The organism is Chryseobacterium polytrichastri (genome assembly GCF_900142445.1).
Classification (GTDB): domain Bacteria; phylum Bacteroidota; class Bacteroidia; order Flavobacteriales; family Weeksellaceae; genus Chryseobacterium; species Chryseobacterium polytrichastri.
Genome location: NZ_FRAV01000019.1, coordinates 22,097 through 46,484, shown reverse-complemented (window position 1 = coordinate 46,484; position 24,388 = coordinate 22,097). Strand labels below are relative to the sequence as shown.

The 24,388-nt window shown below is 34.8% G+C and carries 18 protein-coding genes; 13 read left to right on the top strand and 5 right to left on the bottom strand.

From position 1 onward, the window contains the following. The first annotated feature begins 36 nt into the window (after positions 1-36). Positions 37-993, top strand: a complete 957-nt coding sequence (locus BUB80_RS12815; RefSeq protein ID WP_073293427.1) for an acetyl-CoA carboxylase carboxyltransferase subunit alpha — start codon at positions 37-39, stop codon at positions 991-993. A gap of 58 nt (positions 994-1,051) precedes the next feature. Here the strand turns inward: BUB80_RS12815 and BUB80_RS12810 are convergent, their stop codons facing one another. Then, a complete protein-coding gene (locus BUB80_RS12810; protein ID WP_073293425.1) occupies positions 1,052-1,759 on the bottom strand; it encodes a DUF6759 domain-containing protein in 708 nt (235 codons plus the stop codon). A 148-nt stretch (positions 1,760-1,907) separates the two neighbouring features. Here BUB80_RS12810 and tsf point away from each other — a divergent pair, with 148 nt between their 5' ends. The 11 genes from tsf (at position 1,908) to BUB80_RS24130 (ending at position 20,657) form a co-directional block, all read left to right on the top strand. Beyond that, a complete protein-coding gene (tsf, locus tag BUB80_RS12805; protein ID WP_073293423.1) occupies positions 1,908-2,735 on the top strand; it encodes a translation elongation factor Ts in 828 nt (275 codons plus the stop codon). 208 nt (positions 2,736-2,943) lie between these two features. After that, on the top strand, positions 2,944-7,038 hold the full coding sequence (locus BUB80_RS12800; RefSeq protein WP_083547156.1) for a T9SS type B sorting domain-containing protein: 4,095 nt from the start codon (positions 2,944-2,946) through the stop codon (positions 7,036-7,038). A gap of 79 nt (positions 7,039-7,117) precedes the next feature. After that, positions 7,118-9,922, top strand: a complete 2,805-nt coding sequence (locus tag BUB80_RS12795; protein ID WP_073293419.1) for a T9SS type B sorting domain-containing protein — start codon at positions 7,118-7,120, stop codon at positions 9,920-9,922. 126 nt (positions 9,923-10,048) lie between these two features. Next, on the top strand, positions 10,049-12,883 hold the full coding sequence (locus BUB80_RS12790) for a T9SS type B sorting domain-containing protein (protein ID WP_073293417.1): 2,835 nt from the start codon (positions 10,049-10,051) through the stop codon (positions 12,881-12,883). A gap of 113 nt (positions 12,884-12,996) precedes the next feature. Continuing rightward, complete coding sequence (locus tag BUB80_RS12785; protein ID WP_073293415.1) at positions 12,997-16,395, top strand: T9SS type B sorting domain-containing protein; 3,399 nt, start codon at positions 12,997-12,999, stop codon at positions 16,393-16,395. Between the two features lie 134 nt (positions 16,396-16,529). Then, on the top strand, positions 16,530-17,318 hold the full coding sequence (locus BUB80_RS12780; protein WP_073293413.1) for a hypothetical protein: 789 nt from the start codon (positions 16,530-16,532) through the stop codon (positions 17,316-17,318). Between the two features lie 182 nt (positions 17,319-17,500). Further along, positions 17,501-18,286, top strand: a complete 786-nt coding sequence (locus BUB80_RS12775) for a DUF6759 domain-containing protein (RefSeq protein WP_073293411.1) — start codon at positions 17,501-17,503, stop codon at positions 18,284-18,286. 84 nt (positions 18,287-18,370) lie between these two features. Next, positions 18,371-19,048: a tRNA (guanosine(46)-N7)-methyltransferase TrmB gene (gene trmB / locus BUB80_RS12770; RefSeq protein WP_073293409.1), complete on the top strand. Its 678-nt coding sequence runs from the start codon at positions 18,371-18,373 to the stop codon at positions 19,046-19,048. Between the two features lie 185 nt (positions 19,049-19,233). Then, positions 19,234-19,872, top strand: coding sequence for a DUF6759 domain-containing protein (locus BUB80_RS12765; RefSeq protein ID WP_073293407.1), 639 nt, complete (start codon positions 19,234-19,236; stop codon positions 19,870-19,872). 31 nt (positions 19,873-19,903) lie between these two features. Continuing rightward, the gene (locus tag BUB80_RS12760) at positions 19,904-20,353 is read left to right on the top strand and encodes a DUF6759 domain-containing protein (RefSeq protein ID WP_073293405.1); all 450 of its coding nucleotides are present in this window, start codon (positions 19,904-19,906) and stop codon (positions 20,351-20,353) included. 124 nt (positions 20,354-20,477) lie between these two features. After that, a complete protein-coding gene (locus BUB80_RS24130; protein WP_449384805.1) occupies positions 20,478-20,657 on the top strand; it encodes a bacteriocin-like protein in 180 nt (59 codons plus the stop codon). Between the two features lie 61 nt (positions 20,658-20,718). On the opposite strand, the gene rpsB is transcribed toward BUB80_RS24130, so the two are convergent. From rpsB to rplM, 3 genes are all read right to left on the bottom strand, one after another. Further along, a complete protein-coding gene (gene rpsB / locus BUB80_RS12755; RefSeq protein ID WP_073293403.1) occupies positions 20,719-21,486 on the bottom strand; it encodes a 30S ribosomal protein S2 in 768 nt (255 codons plus the stop codon). A gap of 181 nt (positions 21,487-21,667) precedes the next feature. Then, positions 21,668-22,054, bottom strand: coding sequence for a 30S ribosomal protein S9 (gene rpsI / locus BUB80_RS12750; RefSeq protein WP_054511446.1), 387 nt, complete (start codon positions 22,052-22,054; stop codon positions 21,668-21,670). 8 nt (positions 22,055-22,062) lie between these two features. Continuing rightward, entirely contained in the window at positions 22,063-22,518 is a 456-nt protein-coding gene (rplM, locus tag BUB80_RS12745; protein WP_073293401.1) for a 50S ribosomal protein L13, read from the bottom strand. A gap of 346 nt (positions 22,519-22,864) precedes the next feature. Here rplM and BUB80_RS12740 point away from each other — a divergent pair, with 346 nt between their 5' ends. Then, a complete protein-coding gene (locus BUB80_RS12740) occupies positions 22,865-23,986 on the top strand; it encodes a DUF3667 domain-containing protein (RefSeq protein ID WP_073293399.1) in 1,122 nt (373 codons plus the stop codon). Positions 23,987-24,025: 39 nt separating this feature from the next. Here the strand turns inward: BUB80_RS12740 and BUB80_RS12735 are convergent, their stop codons facing one another. Next, the gene (locus BUB80_RS12735; RefSeq protein ID WP_073293397.1) at positions 24,026-24,358 is read right to left on the bottom strand and encodes a hypothetical protein; all 333 of its coding nucleotides are present in this window, start codon (positions 24,356-24,358) and stop codon (positions 24,026-24,028) included. Positions 24,359-24,388 lie beyond the last annotated feature (30 nt).

Below are 24,388 nucleotides of genomic sequence, written 5' to 3'. Positions count from 1 at the left end.
TTTTCATAAATTTGAAAGATTTAATTTACTTCAAGAATGGAATATTTAAGTTTCGAACTTCCTATACAAGAATTGATGGACCAGTACCAGACATGTTCTTTGGTAGGAGAAGAAAGTGGTGTTGATGTAAAATTAGCATGCAGCCAAATTGAGGATAAGATCATAGAAAAGAAAAAAGAAATCTATTCTAATCTTACACCTTGGCAAAGAGTACAACTATCCCGTCATCCGGATCGTCCTTATACCCTAGATTATATCAACGGAATGGTAGACAAAGGAAGTTTCCTGGAACTTCACGGAGACAGAAATTTCGCAGATGATCCTGCAATGATTGGTGGTTTAGCTACCCTTGATGGTCAAAAAATAATGATCATCGGAACTCAAAAAGGAAGAACAACTAAAGAGAGACAACACAGAAGATTTGGAATGCCAAATCCTGAAGGATACAGAAAAGCTTTACGACTAATGAAGCTTGCTGAAAAATTCAATATTCCTGTGATTACTTTGGTTGATACACCGGGAGCTTATCCAGGATTGGAAGCTGAAGAAAGAGGTCAAGGTGAAGCTATTGCAAGAAACATTTTTACAATGGTTCAGCTAAAAACTCCAATCTTTACTTATATCATTGGTGAAGGAGCTAGTGGTGGAGCCTTAGGAATTGGTGTTGGAAACAAAGTGTATATGCTAGAAAACACTTGGTATACCGTAATTGCACCAGAAAGCTGTTCTTCTATCTTATGGAGAAACTGGGATCACAAAGAAGATGCAGCGAATGCATTGAATTTGACTCCTAAAGATGCCTTAAGAGAGAAATTCATTGATGGTATCATTGAAGAACCACTTGGAGGAGCGCATTACGATCCTGCAACAACATACTTAAATTTGAAAGCTTCAATTTTACAAAACATCAAAGCTTTTTCTAAATTTACAGGACAAGAGCTTGAAACCCAAAGACAAGATAAATTTATTGCAATGGGGCAATATAAAGGATAAAATAAAAAGCGGTTAAGAAATTTCTTAACCGCTTTTTTTATTTAGTTTCGAGATTTATTTAATCTTCTCTCAAATTCAATTCAATCTCAATATCCTTATCTATCTTTTTCAGAGAAGAATATTTCGCATCGCATACCATTGTAGTTACCACATATTCTCCTTTATCTATCAAAATAAAATTTTGACTCTTAGCTGGTACATCCAAATTATAATATTTCTTTCCGCTTATTTTTACAATTAAATTACATTTAGACCTATTCTTAATATTAATATAGGCTTCTTTATCCATCGGATCATTGTTAAACATATGCGTAAGCATTGCTGCGGTCTTCTTACTTCTTTCACTTGGTTCGGCTTTTTTACTCGTATTATCAACACTTGCATAATTAACCATTTTCTCCGGTGCAGCAGCTTTATTATTTGAATTTGAGGCAATTGGTCTAGACTTATTTAGCTCATTATTACTAACAATTTTTTCAATTTTCTCTTTACTCAATGGCTTAATTACTGGTTTTGCTTCCGGAGAATTATCTGCCATTATTATTTCTATCAATTTTCTTTTAAAATAATCTGTTTTAGCATGACCCGGATTTTGTTTTAAAAATCCAGCAATTATTCTGGCTTCTTTTGTGCTTTCGGCATCATTCTCAGTGTATATGATTAGGGTTTCCTTTTCTATAATTGCTTTAGATTTAGCTTTTTTCTTCTTTTGAGAAAAGCCCAGCGAGAAAATGCATAAAAACAGGAGGAGAAATATTTTTTTCATTAACTAAACGTTTAAAAAATTATTAAATAAGTAAATAACGCAAAAAGTCATTTTTTAGTTTATCATTAAAATCATTATCTTTGCACTGCTCTAAAAATAAGCTAAAAAAAATCAATACTAATCTTACAATAAAAAAATAATAGATATTATGTCTTATACACCAGCTGCTGCAGACGTAGCAAAATTGAGAAACACAACAGGTGCAGGTATGATGGACTGCAAGAAAGCTTTAGTTGAAGCTGAAGGAGATTTCGAAAAAGCGATTGACATCCTTAGAAAAAAAGGACAAAAAGTTGCTGCTAACAGAGCTGACAGAGAGTCTGCTGAAGGGGCAGTTATCGCTAGAGTAAACGAAGATAACACGTTAGGTGCTATTATTTCTTTAAACTGTGAAACTGACTTTGTTGCTAAAAACGAAGCATTCATTGAACTGGCTTACGAAATAGCTGAAATGGCTGTATTTGCTGCTTCTAAAGAAGAACTTTTAGCGACTGCTTTCCACGGAATGACTGTTGCTGAGAAATTAATCGAGCAAACAGGTGTTATCGGTGAAAAAATCGAAATCGGTACTTTCGAAAGATTAGATGGTCCTTTCTTAGGAGCTTACATCCACGCTGGAAACAAAATTGCTGCAATCACTTCTCTTTCTGCTAAAGTAGAGGGATCTGACGAAGTTGCTAAAGCTGTTTCTATGCAGGTTGCTGCTATGAACCCAATCGCTCTTGATGAGAATGCAGTTTCTCAGGAAACTATCGATAAAGAATTAGAAATCGAAAGACATAAACTTACTGAAGAAGGTAAGCCTGCAAACATTATCGAAAACATCTTGAAAGGTAAAATGCAGAGATTCTACAAAGACAACACTTTGGTACACCAAGATTTCATTAAGGACGGAAGTATTTCTGTTTCTGACTATGTAAAATCTGTAAACGGAGATCTTAAAGTAACAGGATTTGTAAGAGTAAGCTTAGCTTAATTAATCTTTCAGATAAAAACTTAATCCCGGTGAATATTTTCATCGGGATTTTTTGTGCCCTGTTTTGATGAACATTAAAAAACTAATGAGCCCAATATGAAGTGAATATTAAATAATTAACAATATGAACGATACGAGATAATTATTAGATTTTTTTGTACAGAATCTTGATTCTTAATTATTATATTTGCGCCCCTTATTATAACCAATGAAAAAATTTCTACTAGCTATTTGCACATTTCTTTGTCTATTTGTGAATGCCCAATTGGACACAGAACACTGGTTTGCTCCCATGTCGGCAAGCTCTCTACTAGGCACTCCAGAGTGTTATTTATATCTATCAACCAACGAAACAACTCCGTTTTCCGTACAGGTTTACAATAACAATGCAGTATATACAACCGTACAGGTAAGCAAAGGAAATCCCGTACAGGTAACAATCCCGAATAATTTCATGATTGCTTCTACGCTGTCCAATCTTTTCACACAAAGAACGATGGGATTAAACGTAAAAGGAAATAAAAAATTCTTTGCCAACTTTAGATTTGGTATTCCCAATCAGGCAGAAATTATTACTTCAAAAGGATTAGCTGGAATTGGAAAAAACTTTTTCATAGGATTAGCACCTAATACAACAGCAAAACCTTACGTAAACTCAACCATTGGAGTTATTGCTACAGAAGACAATACTACGGTAACATTATCCGGATATAACCCCAATGTTGTTTTCACTGATGGGATCTCGGCTCCGTCGAGAACTTTTACTATCAATAAAGGTAAATCATACATCATTGAAGCACAAAGCGATTTAGCAACAAGTAACTTGGCAGGATTAGTAGGTGCAAAATTAGTTGCTAACAAGCCTATATCTGTAACCAACGGAAATTTCAACAGTATCTATACCACCCAAAATAACAGCAATGTAGATGTATTGATGGATCAGGCAGTTCCGGTAGAAAGACTGGGAAAAGATTTTGTCATGGTAAAAGGTAACGGACCCGCGAATTCAGGAATGGAAGCCGCTTTAGTTGTTGCTACTGTAAACAATACCAAACTTACTGTAAATGGAACACTTTTAAATAATGTTACCTTAAATGCAGGGCAATATTATATTGTACAAGGAACCAATTATATTAATCAGGGAAACGGAAATTACAATATGAGTATTTCCGCTACAAATAATGTATACATCTACCAGCTTCTTGCAGGAGCTTCTGGAAGTACAGTATACGCAACAGGAGGAATGAACTTTATACCTCCGCTAAGTTGTTTTCTTCCTAAAGAAATTAATGAAATAGGATTCATCAATAAAATAGGAAATAATTCTTACGATACTAAACTTAATATTATCACTCAAGTAGGTGCAGCAGTAACACTTAATGGAAATAATATTGCAGTAGCTAATGGGCCATATCCCGTAACCGGAAATCCTAACTGGGTAACCTATTCTATTCCGAATGTAACAGGGAATATCACTGTTAATTCAACTTTACCCGTAACGGCAGGAATAGCGGCAGGAAATGGTGCTGTAGGATATGGTGGATACTTTGCAGGATTTTCTTCTGTCCCTGCCATTACAAAAACCGGGGATTGTTATGCCGGAATTCTTCTTCAAGTAGACAGTAATTATGATGTTTACCAATGGTACCTCAATGGAGTTTTGATTCCTGGAGCCACCACTTACTCTATTAATCCTGAATTATATGGAGCAGGAGATTACACTTGCCAAATCACTAAAAACAATTGCGAAACAAAATTAACGGCCATTTATAATTACACTTTATGTCCGCCAATTACAACAACAACTTATAATATCGGTTCTTGTAATACGAAAGTAATCACTCCAGCTTTTACCAGCTCTACACAGGCTATTGTTCCTTCATTAACGAGTATAATTTCTCCACCTACTTCAGGAACAGCAACCGTTAATCCTACGACAGGGCAAATTACTTACACTCCAAATGCGGGGACTACAACAAATACTACAGACACATTTATTTATTATATTCAGGGAAATGGAAACCCTTTCAGTTTTGAATACTTTAAGATAGTTATCAACACAAATGTCTTAAATGTTAATAACTCTTCTCTAAGTACTTGTGCTAATGCAACCGGAAATGGAACTTTTAATTTAACAACAGCAAGTGTATCGGCAGATACAGGAACAGCAGTTACTTATTTTACCAATCCGAATTTAACGGGGCAAATTACAAATCCAACAACATACTCAGGACCTTCAGGAATTATTTACGCTAATGTAACTTCCCAATATGGATGTTCAAAAATAGCTCAAATTACATTGACTGTAAATCCATTGCCAAACGTTAATAATGCTTCTTTATCATCTTGTGCTGGAACAAGTGCAAACGGAACTTACAACCTTACTTCCGCAAATATTTCTTCAGACCTTGGGATTGCAATTACCTATTTTACCAATTCAAATTTAACTGGGCAGATTACAAATCCAACAACTTATTCAGGACCTGCAGGAATTATTTATGTTAATGTAACTTCATCAACGGGATGCTCAAAGACAGCACAGATTACATTAACTGTAAATCCATTACCAACCGTAAATAATGCTTCTTTATCATCTTGTGCTGGAACAAATGGAAACGGAACTTACAATCTTACTTCGGCAAATGTTTCTTCAGATCTTGGGATTACAATTACCTATTTTACCAATTCAAATTTAACTGGACAAATTACAAATCCAGCAACTTATTCCGGACCTGCAGGAATTATTTATGCGAATGTAACTTCATCAGCAGGATGTTCAAAAATAGCGCAAATCACATTAACGGTAAATCCACTGCCAACTGTTAATAATGCTTCTCTAGCATCTTGTGCTGGAACAACCGGAAACGGAACTTACAACCTTACTTCGGCAAATGTTTCTTCAGATTCTGGGATTACAATTACCTATTTTACCAATTCAAATTTAACTGGACAAATTACAAATCCAACAACTTATTCCGGACCTGCAGGAATTATTTACGCTAATGTAACTTCATCAGCAGGATGTTCAAAAACAGCACAGATCACATTAACAACAAATCCTTTACCCAATATAAACACAAACAACTATAACGCAAATCTTTGTGACAATAGTTTTGAAGGAGCTATCAATGTAAATTTTGCAACAGTAACTCCTCAAATCGTTACTAATTCTGCAAATTTCATCGTAAGATATTATTTAAGCCAAGCTGATGCTACTGCCGGAAACAATAATACCTTACCAACAAACTGGACTTATACAGCCAATACAACTGTTTATGTAAGAGTTGATAATAATTTATCAAACTGTCCACCAGCTTTTGGACAGATTAATTTTAAAGTCGGAAATAAAATATCATTACTATCCAATAATGTAAATGTAGAAGTTTGTGACAATGACCTTAATGGTTCTGAAACTGTAAACCTTAATGATTATAAAAATTTATTCACAAATAATCCAGCTGTAACCTTAACATTCTATACCTCATTGGCCAATGCACAAACAGTAACCGGTGCAATATCTCCTACACAAATTATCAATTCAGTTGGTACTTTTTATGTGAGATTTACAAGCACAACAGATTGTCCAAACGTTGCAACCTTAAAGGTAACATTGAAGACTCCAAAAAAATCCACAACACTTCGTGATCAGATTATTTGTTCCAATGACAAAGTGATGTTGAATGCAGGACCTGGTTTCACATCTTATTTATGGAGCACAGGAGCTACTACAGAAACTGTTACCGTAGGAGCAGGAAGTTACTATGTAGATTTAGGTTTCAATGGATGTGTTTACCGTCAATTTGTTAATGTAACAACCGCTCAGGCACCTACCATTACGAGCATTGCTGTTTCAGGAAACACTGCAACGATAAATGTTTCAGGAGGAACTGCACCTTACAGGTATTCATTAAATGATATTGATTATCAATCATCCAATGTTTTCACAGGATTATCAAGAGGCCTTCATACAGTGTATGTTTTAGGAGCAGATGGATGTCAACCGGTTTCTAAAGAATTTTTAGTATTAAATCTTATCAATGCTATTACTCCAAATGGTGATGGGAGAAATGATGTATTGAATTATTCAGATCTAAGAATAAAACAGGATGTCACTATACAAGTTGTTGATAGATACGGAGCAACTGTATATCAATCTTCAGATCGTAATTATATCTGGGATGGAAAATCTAACGGCAGAACTCTCCCAACAGGGACTTATTGGTACATTTTAAAATGGATAGAGCCAGATACAAAATTACCCGTTTCATATTCTGGATGGATTTTAATTAAAAACCGTGAATAATTTTCTAATATTATTTAAATTTTATTAATATTGTTTGAAATATTATCCTAATTTTGTATAAATCCTAATTCCACTTTTTATGAAAAGATTTCTACTTAGCTTGGTATTGATTTTTTTTTCAATCAATACCCTCTTTGCACAAAGAGATACAGAACATTGGATAGCCCCCTATTATGATAATGTAGGAGGATATACTAATGCCTTGTATTTATCAACTGACTCACTAACTCCCTTTGATGTAAAGATATATAATAACAATAATTTAGTAACTACGGTTACTATCAGTAAAGGAAACCCACAAACATACACTGTTGCCAATAACCTTATATTGGGTAACACTGTTGCTGATGCATTTAAGGTTATTAATAAAGGTTTATACCTCAAAGGAGACAAACCCTTTTATTGTAGTTTAAGAATGGCACAAAGTGTTCACGGTGAAATTATCACAAGTAAAGGAAAAGCCGGCATAGGAAAAGATTTTTATGTGGCAACAAGTCCAAATACCTCTGTGAACTCTTTATACAACTTTACAGCAGGAGTTCTGGCAACAGAAGATAATACTTCTGTAACCGTAACATGGAATACTACAGGTATAGTATTTACTGGAGGCACTGCTACCGGAAACTCTCAAACATTTACTTTGAATAAAGGGCAATCCTTTATTTTTACAGGCTCTGGAAGTGTCCAGGCCAACTTAACTGGCTTTATGGGAGCAAAGATTACATCAACTAAACCAATAACTCTTACTAATGGAAGCTGTAATGGTAACTTCGGTATTCTTGGCTCTGGAGGGTCAGATCCCGTTCTAGATCAATCAGTTCCAGTAGAAAGACTTGGTAGTACTTTTGCAATGGTTAAAACTAGATCTACAGCTCCTAATGAAAATATGGAAGGTGGGATTATCATTGCAACTGAAGATAATACAGACATATTCATAAATGGTGCTACAACACCAATTGCATCAATAAATGCAGGGCAATGGTACAGAATAAATGAAACTAGCTACGCTACCCAAACAGGTGCTGGAACTCATTCTAACATGTTTATTTCAACCTCTAAGAATGTATATCTATATCAATTAGTTGCGGTTTTAGCAAGTAATGCAACTTGCGGTTTTAACTATATCCCGCCATTGAGCTGTTTTTTACCAAGAAAAATCGATGAAATTGGTAAAATCAATGAAATGCCAACTATTAATTCAGGAATTACTCTAAAATTAAATATCCTGACAGAAGCAGGGGCAACCGTTTTAGTAACCGGTATACCTCCTACAGCTGCAGAAGGACCTTACCCACTTACAGGAAATACAGCTTGGGTTACGTATGCTATTGAAGGAATTACAGGAAATGTATCCATTACCTCTACAAAAGCTGTAACTGCAGGGATAAATGGAGGATATAGCTCTGCCGGATATGGAGGATATTTTGCAGGATTCTCTTCAGTTCCTGTGATCTCAAAAAAATCAGGAGAATGTGCTCCTGGAATCATCTTAGAAGTAGATGACGGTTATGATAGCTATCAGTGGTACTTAAATGGCGTTGCCATCCCTGCTGCTACCTCAAATACATATGCTCCTTTAGTAGGTGGAAATTATACAGTAACAGTAGGTATGGGAACTTGTGCTCCAGTAACAACACCTATCTATAAAGTATATTCTTGTGTTAAAAACACAACAGCTAACGTAAGTGCTTGTGCTACAAAAATAATCATACCAACATTTACGAGTTCACCACAAACTCCAGTTCCAAGTACGGTAACCATTATTACTCAACCTACGCACGGAACTGTTGTTGTAAATCCTACAACAGGTACAATTACCTACAATCCAACCACTGGATATACAGGAGCAGATATTATTGTTTATAAATTCTGTGGAAACGGAGGCGAATTTGTAGATTGTGAAATTGTAACACTAAACCTAACCGTTGTTCCATTCATCGTAAAAGATGCAAGACTGGAAGCTTGCCAATATGAAGACAAAGCATTCTTTGATTTAACAAAAGCAAACGTTATTGATTTCACTCAGGTAACTAAAAAATACTACCCTACCCTAGCAGATTTAAATGCAAATACCAACCAAATTATAGATATTACCAACTATGCTTCTGCAGGAGGTTTTGTATATGTGAAAGTAACAAGCAACGAAGGATGTACAGCTATTGCAAAAATTGAATTAATTGCAAAGCCTATCAAAAAATCACCAATCCTTGTAGATAAATATATCTGTATTGATGCTAAAACAAATCTAGAGGCAGGTCCTGGATACGATTCTTATCTTTGGAATACAGGTGCAACAACATCAGGTATTCAGGGAGTAGGTGTTGGAGAATACACAGTAGTCCTTGGAAAGAACGGATGTTTCGTTACCCAAGTAGTAAGAGTTAAGAAAACAGTAGATCCTGTGATTACACAAATAGAGATCTCTACAAATACAGCAACAGTTCACGTTAACGGTGGAACTCCACCTTACAAGTATTCAGTAGACGGGATTACCAATTGGCAGGACTCTAATGTGTTTACAGATCTTTCAAGAGGTCAACATACATTCTATGTAAAAGATACTTATAACTGTACTCCTACCTCTGTGGAAGTTACCGTTCCTAATTTATTAAATGCGATTACTCCAAACGGAGATAACAAAAATGATTATATTGATTACAGCGAGCTGTCTTACAAACTCAATCTAACCTTTGTGATTTATGACAGATATGGTAATAAGATATTCACAGGAGACAAGTTTAATAACTACAGATGGGATGGTAAACATTTCGATAAGAAAATACAAACCGGAACGTATTGGTATCACATCAATTGGAATGAACCCAACAAGCAACAGACTCCAATAAAATATACAGGTTGGATTCTTGTAAAAAATAGGGAATAATAAATTATTTTAAAGCCACGATTTTTAAATCGTGGCTTTTTTATTACACAACACCATATTTACAGTACTATTTTCAATGAATATTGAAATATTCTGTTATTTTTGCAAAATCCTAATTCCAAGTTTATGAAAAAATTTCTACTATCCTTAGTATTAATTGTATTAACAATCAATACACTTTTTGCACAAAGGGATACAGACCATTGGTTTGCTCCTTATTTTAATTCTTCAACAGGATCAACCTATACCCATGGTATATACCTTTCAACAGATTCAGTTACTCCGTTTCCGGTAACCATTTACAACAACAATACTGTCATTGGAACTGTTACCATCAGTAAAGGGACTCCTCAAATGTTTCCCCTGCCATCTCAATACATTACAACAACTAGTGATTCACAGGCTGCTACCCCAACTAATATGGGAGTATACACCAAGGGAACAAAACCTTATTTTGCTTCATTAAGAATATATTATAGTGTTCATGGCGAAATTGTAACTTCAAAAGGAAAAGCCGGTATAGGAACAACATTCTATGCAGCTGCAACACCAATCACTACAAGTTTATCAGGGGGTAGTGGTATGAACTTTACAACAGGTATCATGGCAACTGAAGACAACACAAAAGTAACAGTTAGCGGATATGATCCCAACATACAGTTTATCAATAACACAAATCCGCCATTAACTATTAATTTCACCCTAAATAAAGGCCAATCTTATATTCTTGCCGGAGTTGGTAACACTGTTGCAAACCAAGCTGGTTTTATTGGAACAAAAATAACTTCTGATAAAGCAATTTCTGTAACCAATGGAAATGCAAACGGAATGTTCGCAACAGGAAATACTACAGCAGGATCTGATCTTGTTTTAGACCAATCTGTACCAACCAACCGTCTAGGAAATGAATTTGCCATGGTAAGAAGTTTATCTCCACTTACCAATCATTACGATATGGAGGGTGGGATAATAATTGCCACTGAAAATAATACAGAAGTTTTTCTTAATAATGCAACGACACCTATTGCAACCCTTAACGAAGGTGATTATTATAGAATCTTAAACAGTGCTTATATTGACCAAGGAGGCGGGCATTACAATGTGTATGTACGTACTACAAAAAATGTATATCTATATCAATTATTAGGATCATCTGGTGGTACTGCTACTGCAGGATACAACTATATTCCCCCATTGAACTGTTTCTTGCCAAGAAAAATTGATGAGATTGGAAAAATCCAGGAAATGCCAACTTACACAGGTTCATTAGTTTTAAAACTGAATATCTTAACAGAAAAGGGAGCTGTAGTAACAGTAAATAACATAGCTCCTACTCCTGCTCAGGGACCCTATCCACTTTTGGGTAACGACCAATGGGTAACTTATGCTATTACAGGAATTACAGGTAATGTTTCTATTACTTCTACAAAAGCAGTTACCGCAGGGGTAAACGGAGGATATAGCACCGCCGGATATGGAGGTTATTTTGCAGGATTCTCATCTATTCCTTTAATTGCAAAACAAACAGGAAACTGTATTCCTGGGCTTGTATTAGAGGTTGATGATAGCTACGAAACATACCAATGGTTCCGAAACGGAGTTGCCATTCCGGGAGCAAATACTAATTCATACACTCCAACTCAATCTGGAGATTACACGGTAAGAATTACCATAGGATCATGTCCTCCTGAAACAACCCCAGTCTATAAAGTATACACATGTCTTCAAGAGACCACAAAAGCAATGACGGTTTGTGAAGGTCTTTTAAATATTCTTCCTCAATTTACGACCTCTAGTCAGGTACCTGTCCCTGGAACTGTAACAATCATTACTCCTCCGGCAAATGGCTCGGCAGGTGTAGATCCTATAACAGGAGTAATTACTTATGTACCTACTGTAGGATATTTTGGTCCAGATAAAATTGTTTATAAATTCTGTGGTAACGATCCGAACTTTGTAGACTGTGAACAGATTACTTTAAATTTAACAGTATCTAAAAGCCCAGTAGTTAATAATGCAACTTTAAGATCTTGTTTTATTGAATCTAATCCTGCAACTGCATTATTTAATCTTACCACCGCCAGTGTCACTACGGAGGCTGGGATTACTAAAAAGTATTATCCATCCCCTACTGATGCTAATAACGGAACTAATGAGATCACAACGCCAACAACTTATATCGCTCCTAATGGTGTTGCCTATGTAAGAGTTACCAATGCAAACGGATGTTTCAAAGTAGCACAAATAACACTTATTGTTCTTCCTCCCACAAAATCTGCGGTATTGGTAGATAAGATTATTTGTATGGAAGACAAAACTACGTTAGACGCAGGCCCCGGCTTTAGCGCTTACGAATGGAGTACTGGTGCAACAACTCAAGCCATCAATAATATAGGTGTTGGTACCTATTGGGTAAAGTTAAAAACAGGAGATTGTATCACTAAACAAGATGTAAAGGTATATTCTTCTGAACAACCTGTTATTTCGAATATTGATATTGCCAACAATACTGTTACAGTATATGTAGTAGGTGGTACTGTTCCATACAAATATTCAATGGATAATATCACTTGGCAAGATTCAAACATCTTCACAAATGTCCCTAGAGGAAATGGAACGGTATATGTAAAAGATGACTATAACTGTACTCCTATTGATGTAGAAATTACAATTCCTAATTTAATTAATGTAATTACACCAAACAACGACGGCGTAAATGATGTTTTAGATTATTCTTCATTAGCTCATAAACCGAATTTAGTTGTTAATATCTTCGACAGATACGGAAGTAAAATCTTCCAGGCAGATAAAACTAATGGATACAAATGGGGCGGAACAATAAGCGGAACCAATAAAGTATCTACAGGAAGTTATTGGTATGATATCAGCTGGAATGAGCCTAATAAAAAGCAAACTCCAATTAAATTCTCAGGCTGGATCTTAGTAAAAAACAGAGAATAATAAAAATAACACATAAGTATTGAAACCACGATTCTAGAATCGTGGTTTTTTTATTGTTTTTTCAAGGATTAACTATATTTTATTATTAAATTTGTGGTAAAAGCTGATACTGAATGAAGAAAATTCTATCTTTTCTATTTATACTTTATATTTTCACTTCAACTTTCGCTCAGTTGGACAGAGAACATTGGTTTGCCCCTATGGTAGACAGAACGGGAAATCCTAATCCCTATCAAAAATTATATCTATCTACCAACCGAACGACCTCTTTTCCGGTAAGCATTTATAATAACAATGTCTTAATCGGAACCGTGAATATAAGTAAAAATAATCCTCAAAAGTTTGATGTATTAAGAGATTATATCATCACCACTCAGCAAACAGATTTATTTACACCAACTTCAAAAGGTCTTTATTTAAAAGCAGAATTCCCATTTTATGTCAATTTAAGATTTTCCGTTTTTAACCACGCCGAAATTATTACTTCTAAAGGAATACCTTCTACAGGAAAAGTTTTCCATGCGGCAAGTGCTCCTATTACGGTAAGCAATTTTATTTTAAACTTCATGACCAGTGTTTTAGCCACTGAAGACAATACTACCGTTACGATTTCCGGATATAAAAGTACCGTTCAATTTTCCAACGGAACCACAGGAGTCACCAACCCCACCATGACCTTTACCTTAAATAAAGGGCAATCATACATCATTGATGGTAATGGTACCATTGCAGGAAATTTTGACGGATTTATAGGATCTAAAATAGTTTCTGATAAACCTGTAAATATTACCAACGGAAACTTCAACGGTCAATATGCCGGAAATTACGATTCAAGTTCAGATATTCTGATGGATCAGGCAGTCCCTGTTGAAAGATTAGGAAATGAGTTTGCCATCGTAAAAGGCAACGGTAGTATTGGCGCCAATATGGAAGGTGCTGTGGTAATCGCCACACAAGATAATACCCAAATTTTTGTAAACAATGAAATTCCTCCATTAGCTACGTTAAACACGGGACAGTATTTTGTAATCCCGGATACCAAGTATCAGCTTCAAGGAAGTGGACATTATAATTTATATGTAAGGACTTCAAAAAACGCCTATGTCTATCAACTTTTAGCGGGAGATTCAGCTTCGGGAAGTGAGGTTGCAACGGGTGGTTTTAATTTCATCCCTGCTCTGAATTGTTATTTACCAAAACAGATTAATGAATTAGGCTTTATTGATGAAAACTTTGTGCATTCAAATGCTAATCCTTTAGGAATTTTAAATATCCCAACTAAGCTTAATTTAATCACCGAAAGGGGTGCTGTTGTCACCGTAAATGGAAACACTCCTCTTACCAGCACAGGGCCGTTTAATATGACGGGAACCAACAACTGGGTTACTTATGGAATCCCGAATACCACAGGTACTATTACCGTAGTTTCTTCTAAAGCAATTATGGCGGGAATCAGCGCCGGAAGTGATGCTGTGGGATATGGCGGTTTCTTTGCAGGGTTTCCAACTCAGCCGGTCATTTTAAAATCTGGTAGTGGTTGTGCGCCGGGAATCGTTCTTACCGTAGATCCTCTTATTTATGATTCGTATCAATGGTACAGGAATGATGTTTTAATTCCGGGAGCTACTGCATCAACTTATATTCCAACACAATCCGGATTTTACTCCTGTTCAGTAACAATGGGAAGCTGTGCGCCTTTGGTTACAGACAAACTAAAAGTATTAAACTGTATGAAGGAGACTACTGCAGTTTACAATGTTTGTTCCTCGCAACCTATTACGCCGGCTTTCAGCAGTTCTACACAAACACCTGTGCCGTCTACTGTTGCCATTACCACTCAACCAACCTTAGGAACAGCTGTTATTAATCCTACTACAGGAATAATTACCTACACGGTTACCAACCCCGGAACTACAGGAACAGATACTTTCACCTATACTTTCTGCGGTAATGACCCTAATCTTCCAGATTGTGAAACGGTAATTGTAACCATTAATATTCAGGCATTGACTGTGAATAATGCAACATTAACAGCTTGTAATATCAATGGGCAAGGAACCTTTAATTTAACAACAGCGAATGTTACCAACAATACACCTGTAACTATTACTTATTACCCTACCCTGCTAGATGCTCAGAATGAAAATGCCGCAGCACTAATTACAGCACCAACAACCTATGCTGCACCTAACGGGACAATTGTATATGCCTTAGTTAAAAATAATGTTGGCTGTAAAACAATTGCTCAGATTACCCTGAATCTATACAATCTGGCCATCGTACTCAACAATTACAATGGTATTTTTTGTGATGATAATCTGGATGGCACAGTAACCGTTATTTTATCAAACATCACTCCTCTTGTTCTTAATAATCCTACATATTTTACGAATGTAAGATATTACGCCAATTTAGCTGATGCCAATGCTGGAAACGCAAATACACTTCCTAACAACTGGAGTTATACCGCAGCTACAACCATATACATCAGGGTTGACTCTCCGGATGGTTGTGCTTCTATTATCCAGCCTTTAAATTTCAGTATCGGAGCAAAAATTCCTTTGATAAAAACGTCCTACACAATAAGCGTCTGTGATGATGATTTGGATGGAATTAAGAATGTAAATCTTACACAGTATATTCCACAATTCACAATTGACCCTAACGTGACGGTAACCTATCATGCTACTTTAGCTGATGCACAGAATAATGTGGCTCCTATTGGTAATCCAATGAATCTTACAGGAACACAAACCATCCATATTAGATTTGAAAAACCTGGGGTTTGTCCGAATATAGCATCAATAATAATTAATATCAAGACCCCTAAAAAATCAAATATACTTTTTGATCAAATAATTTGTCCAAAAACGACAACAACATTAGACGCAGGACCTGGCTTCGACGCTTATTTATGGAGTACCGGAGCAACCACTCCTTCCATTACAAACGTTCCTGCAGGAAGTTACTGGGTAGATCTTACTTTTGATGGTTGTACTTACAGACAGAATGTAAATGTTACCGAATCTGTTCTCCCTGCAATTGTCTCCATAGAAATTAATGGCAATACAGTAACCATTGGTGCAGGCGGTGGAACTCCTCCTTATGAATATTCTTTAGACGGAATCAACTGGCAGGCTTCCAATATTTTTCAAAATGTCCCAAGAGGAAATCATGTGATTCATGTAAGAGATTCTAGAAAATGTGATGAGGTGACGAGAACATTCACCATTATTAATTTGATCAATACCATCACCCCAAATCATGACGGAATTAATGATGATATTGATTATTCAGCATTAATGGGGAATGATAATTTAGTGTTCAGGATATTTGACAGATATGGAGCTGAAGTGTTCAGAGGAACACCTACCAATAGATTTACCTGGGATGGAACTCTGGGCGGAAGACCGATAAACACAGCCACGTATTGGTATTTTATCAGCTGGACAGAATTTGGAGGAAGCACATCGGTAAAATATTCAAGTTGGCTACTCGTTAAGAACAGATAGTTTAATCTATACTCAAAACTAGGTTTATAACATTCATTAACAGTTTTATCATAAAGTTTAATATAACTTTAACCTGATTTCACTATTTAACTAGGTATAAATTATTGGATTTCTATGTAATTTTGCTGCATTATATGAAGAAGCTTATCACTTTATTAGTATTGGTTTTTTTGGTAAAAATCAATGCTCAAGTATACTCCGGAGAAGTGTTTCTAAGGGACAACTCAGTATTATATCTTAATCAGGTTTATGTAACCAATCTTACAACACAGAGAACTGTTCTTACAGATTACAATGGTGATTTTAATATCCCGGCAAATACTGGAGATGTTATTCGTTTTACGTCCATCGTGACAGAAAGAAAAGACATTCAGCTTTCTCCTCAAATGTTGGGTCCCAAAAATTTAATCGAATTAAAAATAGCCTATCACGATATTCAGGAAATTGTGATAAGCAGGTTTAAACCAACCGGAAATTTGAGATATGATGTGAACGCGTTGAAAAAAGACGATAAAGCTTGGGCACTGAAAAAAGTAATCGGATTACCGGAACCAAAAGGAGATGGAACTCCACCGGAACTTCCTGTTGCAGGATTAAGAGATGGCGGACTTACCTTTAGTTTAGAAAGTATTTACGATATCCTATCAGGAGAAAGAAAGAAAAAACAACGTTATGTTGCCTATGAAAAGATGAACAGTTCTGTTTCTCAGATTAAAAATTATTTAGGAAAAGATTATTTCCTTAAGTTTAAAATCCCTGAAAATTTAATTGATAATTTCCTTCAATTTGTATATTCATCAGAAAATATTCAGCCTTATATTATGAATGGTAATTTTGAGGCCGTAAAAATCCCTATTGAAAAATACATGCCTATCTATCAAAGAAGGTTAAGAAATTCACACCTTCAAGACATTATTAAATAGAATAGCATCATATTTGTAGTAAAGGAATGTACATCATAAAATTAAGTGATATACATTCCTTTATTTTTTTAAAATATTGTTAATTTTATATCACAATGTAGCAGACTTTAATGATTAAATCAAAACCATCAAAACACAAATAAAGAAAAAGAATAAGTTATTTTTTACCTTAATATTAGTGAATGAAAAAATTACTTTTACTCTTTAGTACCTTTCTATTATTTGGTCTTCTTTCTGCACAGAGAAAGGATAAAGACTACAGCGAAATTTTAAAAAGCAAGAACATTTATGAGATAAATGCTTTCTTACGAGACGCCCATCCTGATGACCCTCGCAGAAGCGTACTAAAACCTAGAGTAATGGAAATGATGAGGGAGTATATAAAAAATGCACTTCCGGAAGACCAGAAAGTAAAGCAAATGCAGGAACAACTTGCTTTGTTGAAAAGAAGGCCTTCTACAAAAATCACATTCGATGAAATGAATGCGATCATCAAACAAAAACAAATCGCAAAATACAATGCAGAATTACAGGCAAAACAATCTTTGGTTGTTTACACACCCAGTAATGCAAAAAACGTATATATCACCAATACTACTGTAGCTGCATCTACTACGATAATTAAAGACACTGAAGCAGAAGAATTTAATCTATTAATGGCAGTTTCTCCTACGGAGCACAAAAATAAAACCGTACAAATATTAAATTCCCTTTTCGATAATGATCCTATGAGTAAAGACTGTATTGTTCTTATTCAAAATAAATCTGACTGTAATATTATCGTAAGAATGGAAGGCGTAGGAGTTACGAAATACAGACTTGCAGTTCCTGCCCACAACGAAAGTTCTGTAGTAGTGAATAAAGGAGATTATCTCTTCACAAGCATCGTATGTGGCGCTCAATATGCTTCTCAAAAAACAATTCAGAAACCCATTATGGTAGCATTGGGAAGTTCAGCAAAAAAATAATACATCTTCACAAAAGCCTTTTATCGTTAAAAAACAAGGTAATCTATACAAATTTTGCTATTTTTGCGGGATTTTATATATCTCATGGGAAAAAATAAGTTAGCAAGATTTGCTGAAAACAAAATATTACCGAACGTTATCCAACCAACAAGAGAAGAAGCTTTACACAGCTTTGCACTGAAAGGAAAATGGAGAACAGATTTCTTTAAAAATGACAACCCTATTGTTCTTGAATTAGGTTGTGGTAAAGGAGAATATTCTGTTGGACTTGCAAAAGCTTTCCCAGAGAAAAACTTTATCGGTATCGATATCAAAGGGGCTAGATTTTGGTTTGGAGCTAAAGAAGCCGTAGAAAACAACATGGGAAATGTTGCTTTTGTAAGGTCTCAAATAGAATTGGTAGATCATTTTTTTGGAGAAAACGAAGTAGATGAAATTTGGATCACGTTTCCTGATCCACAAATTAAGTACAGACGTACAAAGCATAGATTAACCCACCCCGATTTTCTAGAAAGGTATAAAAAATTCCTTAAACCAGGCGGTATCATTCATTTAAAGACCGATTCTGAGTTTTTACATGGCTATACATTAGGTTATCTTCAAGGAGCAGGCTACGAAATTATATCGGCACATCATGATATTTATGGTGCAGCAGAATATGATCCGGGCACAGAACATTTAAAAGATATAAAAACCTATTATGAAGAATTGTTTTCTGCAAAAGGAAAAACAATAACTTACATAAAATTTAAAATAAATTAAAAATACACACAAGATGAAAAAAAAGATCCCTCCCTATTTCTATATAATTAGTTAACTATTTTTTGTTATCTGGGTGATAAAATTCACCCAAAAGAATAGAGATTGTAAAAATTTACAATCTTGTATTGTCATGTCTACTGCAATACAATCACAAATGAAAAACACACTAATTAAATTGATTATTGATGAAAAAAAACACCTTCATCCTTTCATTACTTCTTGTAATGATTGGCAACTCCTTTCATGCACAAAAAAAATCAAAAAACATTTTAAAAAGCACCAATATTAAAGAGATTGAAGAGTATCTAAGTACTACTTTCCCTGAAGATCCCAAAAAAAGCGTTTTAAAACCAAAACTTATTGCCTTAAAAAATGAAGCCTGGACAAAAGGTAAAAAAGATGCAAAACCAATGGAAGCCAGACCTGTTATCTCTGAGATTCCCAGTAGTGTCATGAGAAATTCTAAAGATGCAGAAGAGTTTAAACGTTTAATAATGGAAACAACAAAAGAGCATAAAGAAAAGACCGTACAGCTTTTAAATGCAATGATTAATGAAGACATCAGCAAAAAAGAGGTCATTCTTCTATTTAAAAATAACTCTGATTGTAATCTAGTCTTAAAGATTGAAGGAAAAGATTTCTATAATATGGCAATTCCTGCGCACGGAGAGAATTTCATTGTCATTAATAAAGGATCTTATATCCTTAACAGCAATGTTTGTGATGTGAAATATAGTTCACAGAAAGATATAAAGAAGAATACACTTTTAACGATAAGCAATCCCTCACAGGTTGGGAATAAACCCATTTCAAATAATAAGTAAAAAGAGTAATTTTATATGACAAATTTATAAAATGAAAAAGACATTACTTTTTTACAGCTTGCTATTGGTGATATTTTTAAATAGTTGTAGTACGACGCACTACCGCTCAAGCCCAACCGTTAAAGGATCTGGAACAAGTATTCCTTCGAGTGGAAACAACTCAGCAAGTCAAGTAGAAAGGGAATATAGTACCTTAATAAAGACTTACAAGCCTGAAACAGCCGAAGTACTTACAGATATATTAAATGGCTCAGATGGCGATGAAACATCTATCACCGTGGAAAATAATTCGAAGTGTAATATGGTTCTTACAATAAGTGGAAATAATTATTTCAAAAAAATACCAATCGGCGCCAATAAAATCGGCTCTGCAATGGTTCCTAAAAATCAGAATTATAGTTTATCCGGAATGGTATGTAACTCTATTTATCAAAAAACTAAATTCATCTCTTCTTCTTTTAAGATTAAACTTTCGAATTAAATGAAATATAAAAAAAGACTTAACTAATTTTTCTAAGACACGTGATATAACTTATATTATTATATTTGAATAATATTGCGGAATCCGAAAAGCACATAGAGTAGGAAATTACAAAACTAAAACTATGAAAAACTTAAAGAAAGTCTCAAGAAATCAGCTAAGAACAATTAAAGGAGGATATAAAAGCTGCATTGAGGGCTGTAGCCTTGAAATTGGAGAGATATGCTGTACAGGCAAATGTAGAATCGCTATAGAATATCAAGATCCAAATGATCCTGAATTCACATTGGTGAAGTGTCCTTAAAAACTAAAAACCTCGCTAAACATGTTTAGCGAGGTTTTATATGTTAAAGATAAATCCTTAATTATTCAGCAGCAGTATCGAAATCAGCATCTGTATCAGCAGATACTTTTTCTCCTTCTTCTTTAGATTTTTCTTTGTCAGCTTTTCTTTGAGTCTGACCATCTTTGATAGATTCTGAAACTACGCTCAAGATCATATCAATAGACTTAGAAGCATCATCGTTTCCTGGGATAACGAAATCAACTTTTCTAGGATCAGAGTTTGTATCAACAATACCGAAAACTGGAATACCTAATTTCTTAGCTTCAGTTACCGCGATGTGTTCTCTCATGATATCTACAACGAAGATTGCAGAAGGAAGACGAACCATGTCAGAGATAGAACCTAAGTTTTTCTCTAAGTTAGCTCTTTGTCTGTCAACCTGAAGTCTTTCTTTTTTAGATAAAGTTTCGAACGTACCGTCTTTTTTCATTTTGTCGATATGGTTCATTTTCTTAACAGCCTTTCTGATAGTAACAAAGTTTGTTAACATACCTCCCGGCCATCTTTCTGTAATATAAGGCATATTAAGTTCAGCAGCATGCTTTGCAACTACTTCTTTTGCTTGCTTCTTAGTAGCTACAAAAAGAACTTTTTTACCTGCAGATGTTAATTTTTCTAAAGCGTTACAAGCTTCATCCAACTTAACTGCTGTTTTATGTAAGTCTACAATGTGAATACCGTTTTTCTCCATAAAAATGTATGGAGCCATATTTGGATTCCACTTTCTAGTCATGTGACCGAAGTGTACGCCAGCCTCTAAAAGGTCTTTTACATTTGCTTTTGCCATGTTTTCTGTTTTTGTTAGTTTACTTTCCGCCTCTTATGCAATCAACAGCTTCTTTAGATGGGAGAAGTGTTTGGATGCTAAACGTAACGGGCAATTTTTTGTTTTGATAATAGATTTTAGACATAAGATAACAGACCAAAAAATTTTGAGATCTGAGACCTTGTATCTGAAAGTCTGAAAATTAACGTTTTGAGAATTGGAATCTCTTTCTTGCTTTTTTCTGACCTGGCTTCTTTCTTTCCACCATTCTTGCATCTCTCGTTAGTAAACCAGCAGGTTTCAAAGCTAATCTGAACTCAGCATTGATTTCGCATAAAGCTCTTGAAATACCTAATCTGATAGCTTCTGCCTGACCTGTATTACCACCACCGAAAACATTTACGGTAACGTCATACTGACCAACAGTTTCAGAAAGGATAAACGGTTGGTTCAATTTGTAAACCATAACGTCTGTAGAGAAATAAGTTGCAGCCTCTTTACCGTTTACTGTAATGATTCCAGAACCTGGCTTTACATAAACTCTTGCTACAGAAGTTTTTCTTCTTCCGATTTTGTGAACTATAGACATATTAATAATTATTTAAATTCGTTAATATTAATTGTTTCAGGCTGTTGAGCTTCATGTTTGTGCTCAGTTCCTTCATATAAATAAAGGTTCTTCAATAAAGCAGATCCTAATCTGTTTTTAGGTAACATACCTTTTACAGACTTTTCTAATACTTTTAAAGAATCTTTCTTTTGAAGTTCAGCTGCAGTCATAGACTTTTGACCTCCAGGGTAACCTGTATGCCAGATATAAGTCTTATCGTTCCACTTGTTTCCGGAAAGAGTAACTTTCCCAGCATTCAAAACAATAACGTTATCACCACAATCTACGTGAGGTGTAAAGTTTGTTTTGTGCTTACCTCTCAAAATCTTTGCAACCGTAGAAGCTAGTCTTCCTAACGGCTGTCCTTCAGCGTCTACCACAACCCATTCTTTATTAGCAGTAGCTTTGTTCGCTGAAACAGTTTTGTAACTTAATGTATTCACACGTTTTAGTTAAAGATTAAACATAATTTTCCCCGTAAGGGTGTGCAAAGGTACAAATTAATTTTGTAACCTGAAAACATATTTCATATAATGTCCTGATGAGATGTTTTGATTAAACGATTCGACAACTTTCATCTATATATGTTATTTATGGCATAAATGTTGTAAAGACATTAGCGATGAAAAAAAAGTTTTAGAAGATTCTAAAAACACAAGTGATAAAGTAAAGAGTTTGGCAAGTCAAGCTCTTACTTTATTAACTTTTATTTACACTTTGCCGTAAAAGATTACCAATGTAATTATTGTATCCTGTTAAATAATTATATTTGCGGCAAATCCTAAAATCATGAGTCACGGAAAAATCAGAGAAGACAAAACTTGTTTAAACTGTAATCATCAGGTTGAAGAAAGATTCTGTACCCATTGTGGACAAGAAAATACGGAACCTAAACAGGTTTTTCATTATCTCTTTACCCACTTTATTGAAGATTTTACCCATTACGACGGACAATTCTGGAAGACAATTAAAAACCTTCTGTTCAAACCCGGAAAATTAACCGCAATTTATCTGGAAGGAAAGAGACAGATGTATGTGCCTCCTGTAAAGCTTTACATATTTATGAGTTTTATTACTTTTTTTATGTTTTCGCTTTTCCCATTGATTAATCTTAATTTTGACCATCAAGAATCTCCCGCTACCGTGGCTGAGACTAAGGCAAAAAATGATAGTATTAAAAAAGTTATTTCCACACAACTTACAGAGGCCGTCAACAAAAACACGAAGAATCTTTCCAAAAATGACTCTATACTCGCTGCGACAATAAATAAAAAGATTCAAGAGGGAGCAAAAGAAGCAACCGAACCAAAAGAAGAGATGAATTTTAATGATGGTATAGATGAATCTATAGTAATATCGGGAGCCAAAAATGCTAGAGAATATGACTCGATTGTAGCCAAAAACCCTTCTTTCGGATATAACCTTTCTTCTCCTTTTGTTCACAAGTTTTTCGAATTGAAAGAAAGTGGAATTCCAAAAAAAGAAATATTTCAAAAGATCTATGAAGTATCTTTTCATAATCTTCCAAAAGCCCTTTTTATCTACCTCCCAATTTTCGCCTTCTTATTATGGATCTTTCATAATAAGAAAAAGTGGTGGTATTTTGATCATGGGGTGTTCACGCTTCATTACTTTTCATTTCTATTATTTCTGGTCACCTTTATTTCAATATTAATTCATACCCAAAGACTTATTGAACATATTAAGTTCTTTGATACTATTATTGATATATCATATTACTTATTGGGCCTATATAGTATTGCCTATTTCTTCATTGCCCATCGTAAAGTATATCACGCTCACGGTTTAGTAAGTTTTATCATCGGTACTTTCCTACTCTTCATCAACTTTTTTGTTTTTAGCTTTCTATTAGTTGGTTTAGCAATGATCAGTTTCCTGATGATCCATTAAAATACAAAAACGGGCTGTCTTAAAAGGCAGCCCGTTTTTTTATTGTCTTAATGACTTACTTGCTTTAAAGCTTGCAATTAAATAATAAGCTACAAAAACCATTGAAAATTTAAGGATGGAAGGAATTGCCAATTCTAAACTAAAGATCAAGGTTCCTACCAATACCAAGATTGCCATTGCCACAAAAGAAAAACCTAGTTTCTGTGGCAGTGTGATATTGGGAGTATCTAAATAATAAGCAATCCCCCAAGCAACCCCAAAAGCTAATGCATAATATATATCAAGACCGATATTGTTGGAATTATAAAAGAAATAATTAATAAGGAAACTCAAAACCGTTCCTAAAGCAAAATACATCAAAGCCTTTTTCATACTATATATATTAAGGTGCAAAAATAGATA